Origin of the sequence: Enterococcus sp. BSD2780061688st2 D3 (assembly GCF_005844145.1) — a bacterium.
Lineage (GTDB): Bacteria > Bacillota > Bacilli > Lactobacillales > Enterococcaceae > Enterococcus_B > Enterococcus_B durans.
Window position 1 is genome coordinate 262,511 of the sequence record NZ_SPHN01000001.1, and the last position, 18,406, is coordinate 280,916.

16 protein-coding genes are annotated in these 18,406 nt (G+C 39.2%); 3 read left to right on the forward strand and 13 right to left on the reverse strand.

Going from position 1 to position 18,406, the window contains the following annotated elements; translation table 11 throughout:
* Positions 1-299: 299 nt before the first annotated feature.
* Together msrB and treR are read right to left on the reverse strand one after the other, a co-directional pair.
* Positions 300-740 carry a peptide-methionine (R)-S-oxide reductase MsrB gene (gene msrB / locus FGQ66_RS01130; protein ID WP_005875277.1) on the reverse strand — a complete coding sequence of 147 codons (441 nt, stop codon included), beginning with the start codon at positions 738-740 and terminating at the stop codon, positions 300-302.
* A 76-nt stretch (positions 741-816) separates the two neighbouring features.
* The gene (treR, locus tag FGQ66_RS01135; RefSeq protein ID WP_005875275.1) at positions 817-1,530 is read right to left on the reverse strand and encodes a trehalose operon repressor; all 714 of its coding nucleotides are present in this window, start codon (positions 1,528-1,530) and stop codon (positions 817-819) included.
* 236 nt (positions 1,531-1,766) lie between these two features.
* On the opposite strand from treR, the gene treP reads away from it, so the two are divergent.
* Positions 1,767-3,752: a PTS system trehalose-specific EIIBC component gene (treP, locus tag FGQ66_RS01140; protein WP_138301433.1), complete on the forward strand. Its 1,986-nt coding sequence runs from the start codon at positions 1,767-1,769 to the stop codon at positions 3,750-3,752.
* Positions 3,753-4,068: 316 nt separating this feature from the next.
* Here the strand turns inward: treP and FGQ66_RS01145 are convergent, their stop codons facing one another.
* From FGQ66_RS01145 to FGQ66_RS01195, 11 genes are all read right to left on the reverse strand, one after another.
* Positions 4,069-4,455, reverse strand: a complete 387-nt coding sequence (locus FGQ66_RS01145; protein ID WP_081133751.1) for a type II toxin-antitoxin system HicB family antitoxin — start codon at positions 4,453-4,455, stop codon at positions 4,069-4,071.
* 35 nt (positions 4,456-4,490) lie between these two features.
* Entirely contained in the window at positions 4,491-4,679 is a 189-nt protein-coding gene (locus FGQ66_RS01150; RefSeq protein WP_171024540.1) for a type II toxin-antitoxin system HicA family toxin, read from the reverse strand.
* A gap of 427 nt (positions 4,680-5,106) precedes the next feature.
* Positions 5,107-5,664: a Maf family protein gene (locus FGQ66_RS01155; RefSeq protein WP_138301434.1), complete on the reverse strand. Its 558-nt coding sequence runs from the start codon at positions 5,662-5,664 to the stop codon at positions 5,107-5,109.
* Positions 5,665-5,682: 18 nt separating this feature from the next.
* Positions 5,683-7,773 (reverse strand): DNA mismatch repair endonuclease MutL, encoded by a 2,091-nt coding sequence (gene mutL, locus FGQ66_RS01160; RefSeq protein WP_138301436.1) that lies wholly within the window; start codon positions 7,771-7,773, stop codon positions 5,683-5,685.
* A 15-nt stretch (positions 7,774-7,788) separates the two neighbouring features.
* On the reverse strand, positions 7,789-10,407 hold the full coding sequence (gene mutS, locus FGQ66_RS01165; protein ID WP_138301437.1) for a DNA mismatch repair protein MutS: 2,619 nt from the start codon (positions 10,405-10,407) through the stop codon (positions 7,789-7,791).
* Positions 10,391-10,765, reverse strand: coding sequence for a YlbF family regulator (locus FGQ66_RS01170; protein WP_113845137.1), 375 nt, complete (start codon positions 10,763-10,765; stop codon positions 10,391-10,393). Before FGQ66_RS01170 ends, mutS begins: the two co-directional genes overlap by 17 nt.
* A 14-nt stretch (positions 10,766-10,779) precedes the next feature.
* Positions 10,780-11,577, reverse strand: coding sequence for a TIGR00282 family metallophosphoesterase (locus tag FGQ66_RS01175; RefSeq protein WP_005875264.1), 798 nt, complete (start codon positions 11,575-11,577; stop codon positions 10,780-10,782).
* A 421-nt stretch (positions 11,578-11,998) separates the two neighbouring features.
* Positions 11,999-12,937, reverse strand: coding sequence for a DMT family transporter (locus FGQ66_RS01180; protein WP_113845136.1), 939 nt, complete (start codon positions 12,935-12,937; stop codon positions 11,999-12,001).
* A gap of 650 nt (positions 12,938-13,587) precedes the next feature.
* Positions 13,588-14,361, reverse strand: a complete 774-nt coding sequence (locus FGQ66_RS01185) for an HAD family hydrolase (protein WP_113845135.1) — start codon at positions 14,359-14,361, stop codon at positions 13,588-13,590.
* Between the two features lie 19 nt (positions 14,362-14,380).
* Positions 14,381-15,016: a DNA alkylation repair protein gene (locus FGQ66_RS01190; protein ID WP_138301438.1), complete on the reverse strand. Its 636-nt coding sequence runs from the start codon at positions 15,014-15,016 to the stop codon at positions 14,381-14,383.
* Between the two features lie 23 nt (positions 15,017-15,039).
* Positions 15,040-15,837 (reverse strand): formate/nitrite transporter family protein, encoded by a 798-nt coding sequence (locus FGQ66_RS01195; protein ID WP_005880658.1) that lies wholly within the window; start codon positions 15,835-15,837, stop codon positions 15,040-15,042.
* Positions 15,838-16,159: 322 nt separating this feature from the next.
* On the opposite strand from FGQ66_RS01195, the gene rpsD reads away from it, so the two are divergent.
* On the forward strand, positions 16,160-16,771 hold the full coding sequence (gene rpsD, locus FGQ66_RS01200; protein ID WP_005880660.1) for a 30S ribosomal protein S4: 612 nt from the start codon (positions 16,160-16,162) through the stop codon (positions 16,769-16,771).
* Between the two features lie 1,007 nt (positions 16,772-17,778).
* The gene (locus tag FGQ66_RS01205; protein ID WP_113845132.1) at positions 17,779-18,336 is read left to right on the forward strand and encodes a biotin transporter BioY; all 558 of its coding nucleotides are present in this window, start codon (positions 17,779-17,781) and stop codon (positions 18,334-18,336) included.
* The last annotated feature ends 70 nt before the right edge of the window (positions 18,337-18,406 follow it).

Below are 18,406 nucleotides of genomic sequence, written 5' to 3' on the forward strand. Positions count from 1 at the left end.
TGGGCCAGAAGTAAGAAACACTTTTGTCGCATTCTTTAAAAACGAATAAACGGCGGGAGCAGAAGCAACTCCTTCTTAAATAAGCCGAAATTAACAAAAATTTGAAAAGCAATTTTCGTTCATTTCTTCTTATTTCTCGGAGTTAAACACTTCTGTCCCAGCCTCAAATTTCATCGTTCACAGCGCTTGATCGTGGATAAAAAGTTCAGATATTGGTCATTCTTTTACTGAAAGCCGTTTGATTGTCCGCCTTAGACGTTTTCTTGATTATACTTGATAATTTGTCATGGTCAGACCTTTCATTCAACTAACGAGCGATAGTCGCCATATCCTTGCTGTTCCATTTCCTCATAAGGAATGAACTTTAAAGCCGCAGAATTGATACAGTAGCGTAAGCCACCCTTTTCTGTGGGACCGTCATTGAAGACATGCCCTAAATGTGAGTCTGCTTGATTGCTCCTCACCTCTACTCGATGCATCCCATGTGAGAAATCAGCTTTTTCTTTGATATCTTTTCTTGTGATTGGCTTACTGAAAGCTGGCCACCCACAGCCTGCATCATATTTCTCGGCAGAGCTGAATAGTGGCTCACCACTGACAATATCAACATAGATCCCTTTTTCATAAAAATCATCATATTTTCCTGTGAATGGTCGTTCTGTCGCGTTTTCTTGTGTCACTGCATAGGAAATTGGTTCTTGTTCTTTTAACTCTTGTTTTTTCTTTTCAATTTCGTTCATCAAAAACGCCTCCTTGTCTTTTAATCATAATGACAAAGGAGGGAGAAGCAAACAATCTGCTCATTTTGCTACAGGTTTATACTTTTCGTCTTCTTGCAAACTCTACAAAGCGGAATTTGTCTAAACGGTGGATCGATTCGGTATATTCGAAACAACTCGTATCCTCTAAATGGACTAAGCCTCTCACAACCACTACGTATTGGTCTCCGTTTAGATCCATAGCTTCTTCTATCGCTGCTGTCACAGGTTCAACGGTGATTTCTTTTTGGGCATAAGCAATCGTCAGCTGTAACTCATCTTCAAAGTATTCATAAATAGACCCTTCACTGATCTGCTTTGTCAACACAGGAACTACGTCCTTCAATAGATAATCTCTATCCAAGATCACGATTTCCCCATTGATTTTTCTTTGACGTATCAAATGCCAGACCGGTGTTCCTTTTACCCAACCAGTAACATCGCTAAGTGCTTGATCAACTGTTGTTTCTTCTAACGTCTGCACGATGGTTTCACTAGGAATATGTTGTGCTTCTTGTAGCTCTTTATAGCTAGTTAAACCAGCGATTGGAAAATCAAATCGATTACGTTCTAATACGATTGACCCTTTTCCCTGTTTTTTTTGGATATAACCTTCTGTTGTCAAAAGATTAAGCGCTTTTCTGATTGTTTCCCGTGAAACACCATAAATCTTGATCAGTTGATTCTCACTTGGCAACAACGTATGGGGAGGATATTCTTTTTCCAAAATTTTTTGTTCCAAATCTAAAAAAATTTCATTGAATTTATTCATTCGTTTCTCCTCCACTAAACAGTTGAAATCTCTTACTCGTTAATCAACTATACTACAGCTTTTTTCTGATTTCAATGTTCTGGCTACTTTCTTACTCCATTCACTCCATCGTTTTTATAGCGGTTACAAGATTTTTTTATTTTCAAATAAAACGCTTGCAATTAACTAAATAAAACAGTATAGTATGGATATGAACAACTTGTATACACAAGTTGAAAAGAAAGGGGTTTATTCCTATGGCAAAGTACCAAGTAGATGCCGAAAAACTACTAGAGAGTATCGGCGGAAAAGAAAATATTGCCGCTGTGAGTCACTGTGCTACACGTATGCGTTTCGTTTTGAATGATCAGCAAAAAGCAGACGAAAAAGCAATCGAAGATATTCCCAGTGTCAAAGGAATGTTTACTAACGCAGGACAGTTTCAAGTAATTATCGGCAATGATGTAGCCACATTTTACAATGATTTTGTCGCTGTATCTGGTGTTGAAGGCGTATCCAAAGAACAAAGTAAAGTCGCAGCCAAGCAAAATCTTCATCCGGTCCAACGAGCAATTGCTGTTTTAGCGGAAATTTTCACACCACTGATTCCTGCAATTATCGTGGGTGGACTGATTTTAGGTTTTCGTAATGTATTAGAAGGTATCCAATTTGCGAGTCTTGGTGGAACGATCGTTGAACATTCTCAGTTCTGGAATGGTGTCAATGGATTCTTATGGTTACCAGGTGAAGCAATCTTCCACTTCTTACCTGTCGGGATCACTTGGAGTATCGCGAAGAAAATGGGTACTACACAAATTTTAGGAATTGTTTTAGGGATCACATTAGTTTCACCGCAATTATTAAATGCCTATAGTGTAGCTACAACTGCTGCTGCTGATATTCCTTTCTGGGATTTCGGATTTGCACAAGTTCAAATGATTGGTTATCAAGCACAAGTGATTCCAGCAATGCTTGCCGGATTCATGTTAGCTTATTTGGAAATTTTCTTCCGTAAGTATATCCCACAGTCGATCTCAATGATCTTCGTACCCTTATTCTCCTTGGTACCAACAGTCTTAGCAGCTCATGTAATTTTAGGTCCTATCGGCTGGACAATCGGCAGCTGGATCTCAAATGTCGTAAATACAGGGTTGACTTCTTCAATCAGTTGGTTATTCAGTGCAGTATTTGGTTTCTTATATGCCCCATTAGTAATTACTGGATTGCACCATATGACAAATGCAATCGATATGCAGTTGATTGCTGATTTTGGTTCAACGAACCTCTGGCCTATGATTGCTCTATCAAATATCGCGCAGGGTTCAGCTGTACTGGCAATCATCTTCTTACACAGAGGGAATAAAAAAGAAGAACAAATCTCTATTCCTGCAATGATCTCTTGTTACTTAGGTGTAACAGAACCTGCAATGTTCGGGATCAACTTGAAATATGTTTATCCATTTGTGGCAGCAATGGTTGGCTCAGGTCTAGCAGGGATGTTTGCTAACTTGATGGGTGTACGTGCAAATGCGATCGGCGTAGGAGGATTACCTGGCATCTTAGCTATCCAAGCACAAACATGGTTGCCATTCATCATTGCAATGGTCATTGCAGTCATTGTTCCTTTCGGTTTGACTGTCATCTTTAGACGTCAAGGTATTTTAAATAAACTTGATCCAGCTGTACCTGTTGCTGAATCAAGTGTCCAATTACAAACAGCAGACGGCAGCACTGTTGCTCCAAAACAGTTTGAACCAGTCAACACAGCAACAACTAGCGTAGCTCTTACTGAAGAATTGTTTGCAGTAGCAGATGGACCAATTAAAGAGATCATCGAAGTCGATGACCCTGTCTTTTCTCAAAAAATGATGGGTGAAGGATACGCGATCGAACCTTCAAACAACAATGTGTATGCACCTGTCAGCGGAAAAGTCACTAGCGTTTTTGAAACACAACATGCTATCGGTATCTTAAGTGATGCAGGCCTTGAAGTCCTTGTTCATATGGGGCTTGATACGGTTGAGTTAAAAGGAGCACCTTTCACTGTACACGTGAAAGAAGGCGACCTTGTCACACCAAATACACGTTTAGCTGAAATGGATCTAGCTGCGGTTGAGCAAGCAGGGAAAAAGACAGATATCCTCGTTGTTCTAACTAACGATGAAAAAGTAGCTGGATTATCACTCGATCAAACAGGACTTGTCCGCCATGGTGAACAAGTCGGTAAAGCAAAAATCAAGTAAGACAAAATGAGCCAGATAACCTCTGCATAACGAGGTTATCTGGCTCATTTTTTTGGTTCTATACTTTTTGATGTTGGTGAAGTTCGCCGATATTTTTTATGATTCAAAAGTATAGAAAAGACAGCTTGAAATTCTTTAGAATAAATTTGACATCTATATGCAACAAGGACTAATCTATGAAAATAAAATACGTAGCACACAGAATGCACCACATATCGTGAGTTTTATACAAATTTGCATCAATACGATTTGACGAATAGCCATTATTCCAATAATTTCTCATTACCACTATCCTTTGATAATGAGTCCTTAGATATCATATATTCAGTTTTTTAGCTAACGCTTCAGTCATCGTTTTCGAAAAATTAATGCCTTCATTTGTCGCTCTAACATTTAGCCAATGTGGAATCTTTATCGTCTTTTTATCAAGTTTTACATCTTTTAAGTAGTCATCTAACTCCACTGACACTAATGTCGCAAACTCCGTCTCAGGATCATAGGAAATTTCCTTCATAGTACTTGGCTCAGGTAAAGGAAGATTACGCTCTACCAAATCACCAAGCATTATGCCAAGAGCATCCGAAGCGACTTCCAGCCCTTCTAAAATAGTTTCAGCTTGAGTCACTGCACCCTCCACATCTGGAAAATAAATACCATACCCCACGGGATCTTTTTCAAAAATAGCTGGATATACTTTTTTCATAAGATCTCCCCCTCTTTCTGATAGACACAGTGAGCTTATAAGCCCACTGCCTTTCGGACAGTATTTTCTACTCGTTGTGATAACTCTTTTGAATGACAGGTAAGAATGACCGGGCGCGGAAAATTCTCTTTAATAAATTTCCTGTGAGAACCCTTCCCACCTTTCACTTCGACAAAGCCAGCTTCTTTGAGTAATTTTTTTGCCTCTCTAATTGTCATGGGCATGCGCACTACCTCCTGACATAAACATTATAGCACGTACAGGGCGTACTGTTAAATTTTTTCTCCAAATCATCGGCTTTAGATATTGCTATTTCTGTCAAAATCCCTAATACAGCACCATGCATTTCAATACTGTTTGTTATACATTTTCTATAGCCCTTTTTACAGAAGGTATCTCCTATTTTTTGATATAGTGGAGGCTGGGACAGAAGTATTTAGCTCCGAGAAATAAGAAGAAATAAACGAATATGGAAGAAATCTAAAAATCAGGTTTTTTGGAAATTTCAAAAAAAAACGAGCAATACAAAAAGCGTATTGTTCGTTTTTCTCTCCAATTTATCAAACCTAAACGACTTTTGTCTCGATCTCGTCTAATTTATTCCAAAATTTCTCATTACCACTATCCTTTGACAATGAGTCTTTTTTAGTTTCAGTTAAATTTTTTCAGCGCTTGATTGACGGCACCAATGGGAAATCCCACAATACTGTAATAGTCGCCATCAATTGCTTTGACAAATGCACCAGCCAGGCTTTGGATACCATATGCGCCTGCTTTATCAGCATAATCACCAGTTGCTAAGTAAGCAGCGATCTCTGCATCTGTTAGATCGTAAAAAGTAACTGCCGCATGTGCTAAGATTTTTTCTTCTTTTTGATGATTTGTTAGAACGACTGCTGTATAGACATCATGGGTGGTGCCACTTAGTTTTCGAAGCATCTCTTGCGCTTCTTCCTCATTCTCAGGCTTACCCATGATCTCGTCTTCAAGCACCACCGTCGTGTCGCTTGCAATGACCAATGTATCTGGTAGTTGTTTACTTTTAACAACCTTCGCTTTTTCAAGAGCCATTCGTTGTACATATTGTTTAGGGTTTTCCCCTTCAAATGGCGTTTCATCGATATCAGCAGGTTGAACCTCAAATGTGGAAATCAATCGTCCCAGTAATTCTTTTCTTCTTGGTGACTGTGAAGCCAAAACAACTTTCATCTGTTTCTCCTCTTCGCCTTAATGTGGATATTGGATCCTTTTGAACATTCTTTCCATATCTGAATTAGTGAAGTGGATCAGTACTGGTCTTCCATGTGGACAATTAAACGGATTTTCACATTGGGCAAGATCGTTCAATAGTACCCTAGCCTGTGCTTCATTCAGATAATGGTTCGCTTTGATCGATCGTTTACAACTCATCATGATTGCTGTCGCCTCACGAAATTTCTTCACACTAACCGTTCCAGTGGACAATAACATATCGATCATTTCTCGAATGATCGCTTCTTCCTCCCCGTTTGGATACCAAGTTGGGTGTGCACGAACAATAAAACTATTTTGGCCAAATTCCTCTAAATAAATCCCGACTTCTTCAAGTACAGGTTTCTGCTCTTTTAATTTCAATGCGTCGCTATTCGGGTAATCTAAAACAAAAGGAACAAGCAGTTCTTGAAGATCATCTGTGACTTCCCCGATTTTTTCTCGGAAATATTCATATTTGATCCGTTCCTGAGCGGCATGTTGGTCAATGATATAGAGTCCTTCTTTGCTTTGAGCAAAGAGATATGTTCCATGCATTTGTCCAAAATATTCCAACTGAGGAAAACGTTGTGTTGCCTTTTCAGTCTCGAGTTTTTGGATTGCTTGCTCCAATCCACGATCTTTTTTCCCTAGCTCAAATTCTGGATGTAAAGCTAATTCTTCCTCGTACACAGTTTCCGCTACATCTTGACTAGGAACTTCTTGTTCTAAAAAGTTGCCCACAGTGGATAACTCATCTGCAGACTTATCCACTGATTTTTCTACAAAGTTATCCACAGTATCACCAGGTTTATCCACCGTTTTTCCCTGTTTTTCTGGATAATCCCCTGTTTCTTCAGAAAATTCCTCATTGTTTTCAACACTTTCCACAGAGTTATCAACAGAATCGTTCACAACTGGACTCTTTTCCTCAGAAACATAGAATGCGCCTGTCGTTTGATCGTAACCCAAACTTTGCGGGGTTTTTGGTTTCTGCTCTTCAAACGCATAAGATAAATCAATCTCGATTTGTTCAGCTTTTGGTTGATCCGGTACTTTTTTCTTAAATCTTAAATTGTCTGCAGCACTAGGAATCAAGTTTTCTTGTGATAGTGCTGTTTGGATCGCCTGAGCAATCAAATCTGTCAGTTCTTGTTCTTTGGATAAACGGACTTCTTGTTTTGTAGGATGGACATTGACATCGACTAATAACGGGTCCATTTTGATTTCTAAAACAGCAATTGGAAAACGACCAACCATTAGTTTCGAGCCGTAACCTGCCACGATTGCTTTGTTTAACGAGAAATTCTTGATGAAGCGGCCATTGATGATCGTCGATAAATAATTTCGGCTTGCACGAGTAACTTCTGGCAAGGAAACATACCCAAAGACTTCAAAGTCTAAATCGTTCGCTTCGATTTTCAACATTTTTTTTGCTGTAGCTAATCCATAGATCCCCGCAATCGTTTGTTTTAGATCTCCATTTCCTGCTGTTGCCAACATTTTATTGCCATCGTGGACTAAACGAAATGCAATCGTGGGATGGCTCAAAGCTAAGCGATTGACGATATCGCCAATATTGGCTAACTCCGTATGCAATGTTTTTACATATTTTAACCGTGCAGGTGTATTGAAGAACAGATTGTCAACGGTGATTTTTGTTCCTTGTCTTAGTGGCGCCGGGCGATGCTCTATTACTTCTCCACCCTTCAATTCTAAGTAGGTTCCTTGTGTTTCATCTTGGTTTGCTGTCTCAATCGTGAGCAACGATACGGAAGCAATACTAGGAAGCGCCTCTCCGCGAAACCCTAATGTACGGATGCGGAAAAGATCATCACGACTATGGATCTTACTTGTAGCGTGGCGTTTGAACGCATTTTCCACATCTTCAGTCAAGATACCTTCGCCATTATCAATGACTTGGATTTTTTTCAAGCCTGCTTCTTCAACTAAAATATCAATTTGCGTACTTCCGGCATCAATGGCATTTTCAACGAGTTCTTTTACCACGGATGCTGGCCGTTCGACAACTTCACCAGCTGCGATCTGATTGGCTAATCGTTCCGATAGTTCCTGAATTTTTGCCATCTCAACGCCTTCTTCCTATAGTTGTTTTTTTAGTTCGTATAATTGATTCAATGCATCCATCGGCGTCATTTCTAGAAGGTTCATTTGTTTTAAAGCGGTGATGACAGCTGTTTCTGATTCACTTAATTCACTGAACAGTGAAAGTTGTTGTGTTTCTGCTGACTCTTCTTGTAGCGTGTCAGCTTCTGGATACGAGATTTCTTTGCTTGATGCCGCTTCAACTTCGACAGCAACTGAATGATGGATAGTATCGCCCGCTTCTAGCGTTTCTAAAATTTTAGCTGCCCGCTCTAATAATTTAGGAGGTAATCCAGCAATTTTTGCTACGTGGATCCCATAACTTTTGTCTGCGGGTCCGTCCATCATTTTATGAAGGAAGACCACTTCCCCTTCTTTTTCCACCGCACCCACGTGGACATTCTTCAACTGAGGTAATTCTTGGTCTAAAACAGTCAATTCATGGTAGTGTGTAGAGAATAATGTCTTTGCCTGTACGTTTTTGTGGATATACTCAATGATTGCTTGGGCTAATGCCATGCCATCATACGTTGCCGTTCCTCGACCTAACTCATCAAATAGAATCAAGCTATTCGGTGTAGCATGGAGCAATGCTTGGTTCGCTTCCATCATTTCAACCATAAATGTACTTTGGCCAGCAATAAGATCATCACTTGCCCCGATACGAGTAAAGATCCGATCGAATACTGGTAGGATGGCTTTTTGCGCGGGTACGAAACAACCCATTTGTGCCATTAGAACAGTCAATGCCAACTGCCGCATATACGTACTTTTACCTGACATATTTGGTCCTGTTATCAACAAGATCATTTCATCTTCTGCCATCTTCACACTATTCGGGATGTACTCTTGATGTCCTAAAACTTTTTCGACTACTGGATGGCGTCCTTCTTGAATCACTAGTTCATGACGGTTTGTAACCATTTCAGGGCGCACATATTGATAGCGTTCACTGATAGTAGCGAAGCTTTGCAAAACATCTGCTGTACTAATAGCCTTGGCAAGTGTTTGTAATGGTTGGATGGCTTTTTTCACTTCTTCTCTTACTGCCAAAAACAACTGATATTCTAAATCTACTGATTTTTCTTCTGCTTCAAGAATCTGTGTTTCTAATTCTTTCAATTCAGGGGTTATGAAGCGCTCTGCATTCGCTAGTGTTTGCTTTCTTTCATACTTTTCTAGTTCAGTGTTCGCAAGATTGGCTTTCGTGATTTCAATATAATACCCAAAAACGCGGTTGAAACCAACTTTTAAGTTTTTGATCCCTGTATTTTGTCGTTCTCTTGCTTCTAACTCTGCTAGCCATTGCTTACCGTTTTTCATTGCTGAACGATAGGCATCCAATTGTTCATTGAATCCATCTTTAATGACATTTCCTTCAGTGATCTGTAAAGGAGGTTCATCTTGGATCGCTTGATCGATCAGGCGTACTAATTGGTCCATCGGTTGCATTTCTTTTAATAGTTCTGTCCACTGTCCTTCATTGATGCCTTCAATCAACTGACGAAGTAACGGTACTTGTTCTAATGAAGTTTTCAATTGGATCAAGTCACGCCCATTGACATTCCCGAAAGCCACTCTTCCTGCTAGGCGTTCTAAATCATAGACTTTCGTCAAGGCACTTTGAAGATCCAATCTTTCAAAATAACTATTTAAAAGTGAATCTACCATGTCCTGACGTGCGTTGATTTGCTTCAACTGGATCAAAGGACGATCTAGCCATTGTTTCAACAGACGACCACCCATAGCTGTTTTTGTCTCATCCAGCAACCATAAGAGTGTCCCATGTTTCTTGCCTGTCCGAATAGACTGACTTAGTTCCAAGTTGAATTTTGAATAGTAGTCCATCTTTAAATAATGATCGGGTTGATATTCTACCGCTTTTTGGATGTGCGAGAGACTTCTTTTTTGTGTAACTGCTAAATAAGTCAATAATTTGCCAGTCACTTCTTTTTCAAGCGGGTCATTCAATTCACTTGTCAAAAAACTAAATTCCGCATTTTCTTCACTTGTTTCTTGTTTTGAAAAAACTAAACCTAGACGATTCTTCAATTGTTCAGAAAGTGTTTCGCTGATTTCATTTCCCAGAACAAGTTCTTTGGTCTGCAAAGCAGAAGTTTCATTTAAAACAGCTTCCTCATCATGTAAATGGGCTGTTTTTAATTCTCCCGTACTCAAATCAACATAGGCAAAACCAAAATCAGTTCCATCATTCACTACAGCTGTCAAGAAATTATTGTCTTTAGCCGAAAGACCTTTACTGTCCATGACTGTTCCTGGAGTGACCAATTGGATCACTTCACGTTTGACCATTCCTTTAGTTGTCTTGGGATCTTCGACTTGTTCACAAATAGCCACTTTATAGCCTTTTTCGATCAGAATATCGATATACCCTTGGGCTGCATGGTGTGGCACGCCACACATCGGAATCGGATCATCTGCATTTCGGTTACGACTCGTTAACGTCAATTCTAAAATTTGTGATGCTTTGATAGCATCTTCATAAAATAATTCATAAAAGTCACCTAAACGATAGAACAAAAAAGCATCTTGGTATTGAGCCTTGATGCTTAAATATTGTTCCATCATCGGAGTATTCTTAGTTTTTTGAGGCATGCTCTTCCTCCTCTATCCATTCATTGATTTCCTCTTGGATCATCTTCGTCAAATGTTGTAAAAGGTCGTTTGCTTCAACCAGTTGGTGACGGTAAGCCAAGACAAGCGGATGCTGATCCATTGTTTTAGTCAGCTCATTCGCTCGTGCAATCGCTTCTTTTTCCGCTTCTTTCTTGCCATAATGTGCAAAGTTCACTGCTTCTTTTTGTGCTTTTTGGATTTCTTCTGTAAGTTGCGTTAGATAGTGATTCTGTTGTACTTTCATTTCTAGTTCTTTGTAGCGGATGATTACTTCATTCAGACTTAATTGTTCCATAAGCTTGTCTGCTTCTTTTTGAATGTTCGCTTCTTTTGGCAATATTCGCTCACTCTCTATTCTAAAAATGGCCGATCTTCATTGATTTGGATCAATTCGATCGTTTTGGCTTTTCCAGTCACATCATCGATCTCTAACAAACAACCGCTCAAAAGCCCTCTGCCGTTTTCTACCACTTCAAAACGTTTAGGTAGGGCAGTTAGGAATTTCTCGATAACAGGTTCACGTCGCATTCCTAAGATTCCATCATACGGACCAGTCATACCAACATCAGTTAAATAAGCTGTCCCCTGAGGCAAGATACGCGCATCGTTCGTTTGCACATGGGTATGTGTTCCAACGACTGCGGAAACTTTTCCATCTAGGAACCAACCCATTGCTTGTTTTTCACTAGTTGTTTCCCCATGAAAATCAACAAAAATAATTGGCGTTCTTTTTCTTGCTTCTTCGATCAATTCGTTCATTTTACGGAAAGGGTCATCTAGATCCACCATAAAAGAACGAGCTTGCATATTGATAACTGCTAATTCAAGCTGGTTGACTTTGACAAATACTATCCCTTGTCCTGGTGTTCCTTCTGGGAAATTAGCTGGACGTACCATTTTTTTTGCTTGGTCAATAAACTCAAAAATATCTCTATTGTCCCATGTATGATTCCCCATAGTGACCACATCTACACCATCTTGTAAGAACTTCTTATAGATTTTTTCTGTGATCCCTCTTCCAGCAGCCGCATTTTCCCCGTTGACAATCGTCACCTGTGGTCGAAATTTTTTCTTTAATCGAGGAAGATACTCTGTAATCATTTCTCGCCCCATTGAACCTACTACATCACCAATAAATAAAACCCGCACACTTTTTCCTCTTCTCTTTTAACGTCACTTTATATTATAGTTGTTTTATAGAAGAAAGAAAAGAGGCTGAAACAGAAGTGTTTCACTCCAAGTGCTTTTGGTTTGTTTATGTAGGAATTGCTTATGCTCCCGCAGTTTATTTGTATTTAGAACATGACCCCCATTCTTTTAGTTCTCTCCATTCAATGATCCTTCACTCCTAGTAAAAATCATATGATCGTGTGTTGCCATAATTGAATTTTCTATGCTACTTTTACCTTCTGAAAACAAAGTAAAAAATGCTAAGAAGACTAAAGTCATAGTCTTCTTAGCATCACTATTTTTTATCGTTCAAAAAATCCAACAACCAGTCATCGGCCTTCTCATACCATTTTTGGTTGTCATTTTCTTCATTAAAGTGCTGCAAAAGCCCTAAAAGATCTCATTTCGGCTTTCCCACAACTCCTATCCTTTTATCATGGTAACGTCTAAAAGGCAACTTGCTTGCTAAAGCTTGTAAAATCGTAGTAGATAAAATCAACCCCATTCCCACCAAAGAAGACCAATCAAATAACGTGTTCAAGAATAAAACAGATAAAAAAGTGGCCGTTAACGGTTCAAACGAACTCAACAAACTTGTCGTAGTGGGATCGATAAACTGCAAACTTTTGAGATAAAATAAATAAGAAAACAACGTACCAAAAATAATAATAAAGGCCAAAGAAAGAATACTCGATCTTGATAAATGCAGCGGCCACTCCCGTAAAATAAACGGCAATAGAGCAATTCCAGCCGCTAACATTGCCAAGCCAGTTACTAAGGTAGCATCATACGTCCGCAAAAGGGTTCTCGGTAATAAGGTGTATAAAGTTGCCGCAATCCCAGCCATGATCCCCCAAAAAACCGCCCAAGGGGATAAAACGAGTTGATTCAAACTACCATGTGTCACCAATAGAAAGGTCCCTGCAATCGCTAAAACAATCGATAAGAGATCAATTCGTCGCGGAGCTGTTCTCTGACGGATCGAATAATAAAGCAGAATAAAAACCGGGTTTAAAAACTGCAGAATAGTGGCGGTCGGGGCATTACCCAAGCGGATCGCCATAAAATAAGTAAATTGCGATGGCACAACACCAGCAAAACCAAACAACAACACATGACCTATATCCTTCGGCCGACTGAACAGTTGAGTCAACTGTTTTCGTTGCGTAAAAAAAGCCCATAAAGACAATAAAAAACCAGCACCTAACAACCGCAGACCAACAATACATTCCGTACTAACAGCATTTTTTGCAAAAAAGTATTGGGCAACACTCCCAGATGCTCCCCATAAAATAGAGCCACTGATTACATAAATAAACCCCCGTAGACGTACAGACAAACCCTTTTCCCACCTTCACTAAAACATTTAGTTAAAAGAATACACCAGCTTTCTTCATATATCAATTTGAAAAAGTAAATTTATTCAGCATCCACTACCGAGAAAACGGTTAACATACAGCAACACGCAAAAAAGCTTCGATTAAACGATCAATTTGCCAAGCATACCTGGAGAAATACAGCTTATAACCCTACGATTGAGACCGGTCCAGAAGTATTTTGCTCTGGGATATCAAGCTGATTTTCTTCTTCCGTCACCGTTTATTCTTGTTTAAAACCTGAGTCAAAAGTATCTATTTGGTCCCCTTTCTTATTGTCGAAAAGAATGTGGGACAAATCTAAAAATTAGTTTTGCCACAGACTCTCGAATAAGCAGCGTACAAAAGCCAGGTTTTTTGGAAAGATCAAAAAAAAGAGCATAGGACAAAAGTAAGAAACACTTTTGTCTCATTCTCTAAAAACGAATAAACGGTGGGAGCAGAAGCAACTCCTTCTTAAATAAGCCGAAATTCACAAAAATTTGAAAAGCAATTTTCGTTCATTTCTTCTTATTTCTTGGAGTTAAATACTTCTGTCCCAACCTCTTTTCTTTTCAATTTCTCAAACCTAAACGACTTTTGACTCGTCATTCGAATAATCAGTGGGAATAGATTAAATAAAAGCCAATTCTTTCAACGCTTTCCAAATACCATCTTGGTCATTTGTATCTGTGACTATTTTTGCTTCTGCTTGGACTTCCGGCGCAGCATTTCCCATTGCTACTCCGATTCCTGACATACGCAACATTTCTCGGTCATTTTGTCCGTCACCAAAACTAATGATATCTTCTTGCGCAATACCAACTTGATCGGCTAAATGTACGATCGTCGCTGCTTTTGAACCGTCATGAGGAACAACATCTACACTATTTTCATGCCAACGTACAAAACGGATCTTATCATAATCAGCAAAACGATCATCATAGGTTTTATCAAAAAAGGCTAAAGCTTGGTAAATCTCTTGTTCCTCGACAAAATACTGATCCAACTCAGGCAAAACGGCGCCAAATGAATGCATTGCCTCTTCCATTACTCCGACATGATTCGAAGAAGAGCGCTTGATATTATCTAGACTAACAAATGCCGTATCGATATTCTCACTATGTGCTTCTTCGACAAAGCGGTCTAACTGTTCACGATCCAAAAGGTTTTTGTAGACTTGTTCATGATCTAAAAAACCTGCAGCTCCATTACATAAAATATAGTTGGTAAAATCTAAGTCACGGATCACTTCCTGTGCATGGAAACGACTACGTCCCGTAGCAATCGTCACTAAATGACCTGCTTTTCGTAATTTATCGAGCGCTTCTCTCGTGCTATCTAGTGCTTGCTTATTCGTGTCCAACAATGTTCCGTCAATATCAAATGCAAATAGTTTGCGTTTCATTTTTTGTCGTCTCTCTTTCTTATAAATACTTGCTTGCTTCTCTTGTTGCCAAAGGACTCAAGTCTTTTGCTAGTTGTTCTCTTACCCAATCTGCGTCGGTTTTACTATAATCCCTTAAAGCCCACCCAATTGCTTTTTGGATAAAAAACTCATTGGTCATACGGTCGGCTTCGATTGCTTTTGCAAGTAGCTGTGTCTCCGTTTTTTCTTTAAAACCTAATTGTAGCGTAATAGCGATACGCCGCAACCAAAAATCATCTTGTTGCGCAAAAACAACAAAAACTGATTCCAGTTGCTCTAGATGGTGAAGGCACCATGTACTGTAAACTTTCCGCCATAGATCAATACTGTCCCACCATTCTTTTCTTTCTACAAGCATTATCAATGCCCGCAACTCATCAAAAGTAAAACGTTGAACATTACGTTGGACTAAATCGATGACTAAATACTGATACTCTCTTTCGATTTGACCATAATAATAGTCAGCCAAAGCAATAATTTCTGAAACAGATAGGCATTTACTATCAAGCAACAATTTTTTTTGCAGATTTGCTCGTTCTGGTTTTGGCACGCCAGCAAATAAAAACTGATTACGCATATAGTCTTCCATCTGTTTAGCTTTCTCTTCATTTTTTGGAAAAACAAGCTTTTCCAATTTCCCTCCTCCTTTCGAAGGGATCAGTCCACATAAGCTGATTTTGACTGATTCAACCAAGCGTACCCTAGCCCCATGACTAGTCCGCCTCCTATATAATTTCCAAGTAAGGCAAACAATAAATTATGTACGATGTTGCCTAGCGTCATCGCATCCATTTGTCCTCCTGAAGCAAAGAAAGCCAATGTAAAAGCAGGGAAATTCGCAATCACGTGTTCATAACCTAAAAATGAGAAAATGAAAATAATGAACACAACCGTTAACACTTTACCTGCATCATCCTTCATACGCATACTGATCAAAACAGCTGTATTGACTAGGATATTTGCAAACATTGCTTCCACCAAAATCGTCATCGTTGGCTTTGTCAGTTTCGTTGCAACTGATTCTAACATATAATTGTCCAATGCCAAACTTTGAAATGGCGAAGTAGCAGAAACCAAAAATCCAAACAACAAGCCGCCGATCAGATTAAACAAAATACAAGTAAATAAAATTTTAAGTGCTTTCGATAGATTCAAGCGCTTACGATAAACACCAACTGTCATATAAAGCATATTCGAAGTCCCTAACTCTGCATTCATGTACAAAATCATTACCAAACCCCAACTAAACATAAATGCATAAAGGATCTTCCCAAGTCCGTGAGCAATTGCTTCGCCTTTCATTGCGATTGCAAAAGCCACAGCTGTTCCTAATGTTAAAAATAAACAAGCAAATATGGCGCGTAGTGCGTAACGTGCAAAACTATTGTCGAACAAGTCGACTTTCTTTTCGATCGAGGCATCGATCTTTTCAAACAACGGTGATACTGGGTTCATCTCTTTTCTCCTTTGATTTGTTCAATTATTTTCATGCTTTTGGCATATACCTCCTTATTTTATAGAGTGCGGAAGCGTTTGTAAAGCGTTTTTAGAAGCTTTTTCACTTGACATCACCAAGTGATTTCCTTTATACTGGAATTTGTGTAAAATAATGCAGCAGAAGAATAATAATACGTCCCTAGTTCGTTGCCCCGATTCGGGTTCAATTGTGTAACCGCGGCTGCAAAGGTGAAGATTGAAGAACGGACTACACGATTATGAATTTTTCATCGGATTATTTTACTCCAAAAACTACATTTATTTATTGGAGGAAATTTTAATGTCTCGTTATACAGGACCATCATGGAAAATTTCTCGTCGCCTAGGTATTTCATTATCAGGCACAGGAAAAGAATTAGCACGTCGCCCTTACGCTCCAGGTCAACATGGACCAAACAGCCGTGGCAAACAATCAGAATACGGTATGCAATTAACTGAAAAACAAAAACTACGTCATATGTACGGAATGAACGAACGTCAATTCCGTAACTTGTTCGTTAAAGCTAGCAAAATCAAAGAAGGTAAACACGGGGTTAACTTCATGATCTTACTAGAACAACGTTTAGACAATGTTGTTTATCGTTTAGGTCTTGCAACTACTCGTCGTCAAGCACGTCAATTAGTTAACCATGGCCACATCACTGTTGATGGCAAACGCGTTGATATCCCTTCATACCACGTTGAAGTGGGTCAAGTGATCTCAGTTCGTGAAAAATCACAAAATATCGTAACAGTTAAAGAAGCTGTTGAAGCAACTGTTGGACGCCCAGCATTTGTAAGCTTTGACGCTGAAAAATTGGAAGGTTCATTAACTCGTTTACCAGAACGTGACGAACTATATCCAGAAATCGACGAAGCACTTGTCGTTGAATACTACAACCAAAGCCTATAATTTCAAAAGTTTTGGTTTACGAGCCCACTACCACTTCGGTAGTTGGGCTTTTTTATTTAGAGGTTGTGAAAAGAGCGCTTTGACTTGAGCGATAAGGAGGAAAATCTCGAAACAGCTTTCCATGTTTTGAGATTTTTTGACTTATTGCCGAAGGTCAGCTCTTTGAACACCGTAGATAAGGTTGTGAAAAAGCCCGTTCAGCTCCGCCGACAATAAGAATGGATTTTTTGAAACAGCTTCTCATGTTTTAAAAAATTCAGACTTATTTCAAGGAGTTGGCTTTTGAACACCGTGGAAGAGGTTGTGAAAAGAGTGCTTTGGCCTGAGCGATAAGGAGGGAAATCTCGAAACAGCTTTCCATGTTTTGAGATTTTTTGACTTATTGCCGAAGGTCAGCTCTTTGAACACCGTAGATAAGGTTGTGAAAAAGCCCGTTCAGCTCCGCCGACAATAAGAATGGATTTTTTGAAACAGCTTCTCATGTTTTAAAAAATTCAGACTTATTTCAAGGAGTTGGCTTTTGAACACCGTGGAAGAGGTTGTGAAAAGAGTGCTTTGGCCTGAGCGATAAGGAGGGAAATCTCGAAACAGCTTTCCATGTTTTGAGATTTTTTGACTTATTGCCGAAGGTCAGCTCTTTGAACACCGTAGATAAAGGTTGTGAAAGAAGCGTTTTACTCTAAGCAAATAAAGCAGAAATTTCAAAATTAATTCTTCATATTTTGGAAATTTCTATCTTATCACCTAAACCGAGCTTAAAAAATAAACCGAACAATCCGAGAGTCGTTTTTTGAAGTACAATCCAAAAAGTTCGCTTAAAAAACTGCTATTTTGGGAAGACGTTCTTTTCTCCAGAGTATTCGGCTTGTTTTTTTGTTTAAATAGTTCTGAATCTGTTTCATTGGTTACGATCAACATATTTTCATTTTTCTCTTTACAATTCTATGTATATCACGTACAATTTCGTTAACCTATTAAAAATATAAAGTTAACGAAAAGGAGAGCTTATGACAAAATCTTTGAAAGAACTTATACTTGCGGCTGAATTTGCAGCGATTATCGCTGTCCTCTCACAATTTACCATCCCCTTAGGTATCATTCCTTTAACAGGCCAAACATTTGCGATCGGATTGACTGCCACCTTTCTTGGTAAACGAACAGGAACGGTAGCCGTCTTTATTTACTTATTGCTAGGATTGATCGGCTTACCTGTTTTTTCTGGCATGACTAGTGGGATCGGTGTCCTATTTGGCCCTACTGGTGGATATTTGATTGGGTTTATTTTTCAGACCTTGCTGATTGGTTGGCTGATTGAAAAATGGGGCGAAAATTATCCGCAAGCTTTTATTGCAAATCTCTTAGGTTCTGTGATTGCTTTGATTTTTGGCACATTTTGGTTGAAAATCAGTGGCGGGTTATCGATCCAAACGGCATTTTTAAGTGGGTTCGTTCCCTTCCTACTCCCAGAACTGATCAAAGGAACTGCAGCGGCTTATCTAGGGATCTTATTGAGAAAAAGACTGCACCTGATTACTCGCTCGACTATTGCTTCACCTAAAAAATAACTATTTTCCCCATTACAATAAAAAAATAAGCGGTGCACTACTGTTCGACAATCGATGCGGGACAGTAGTG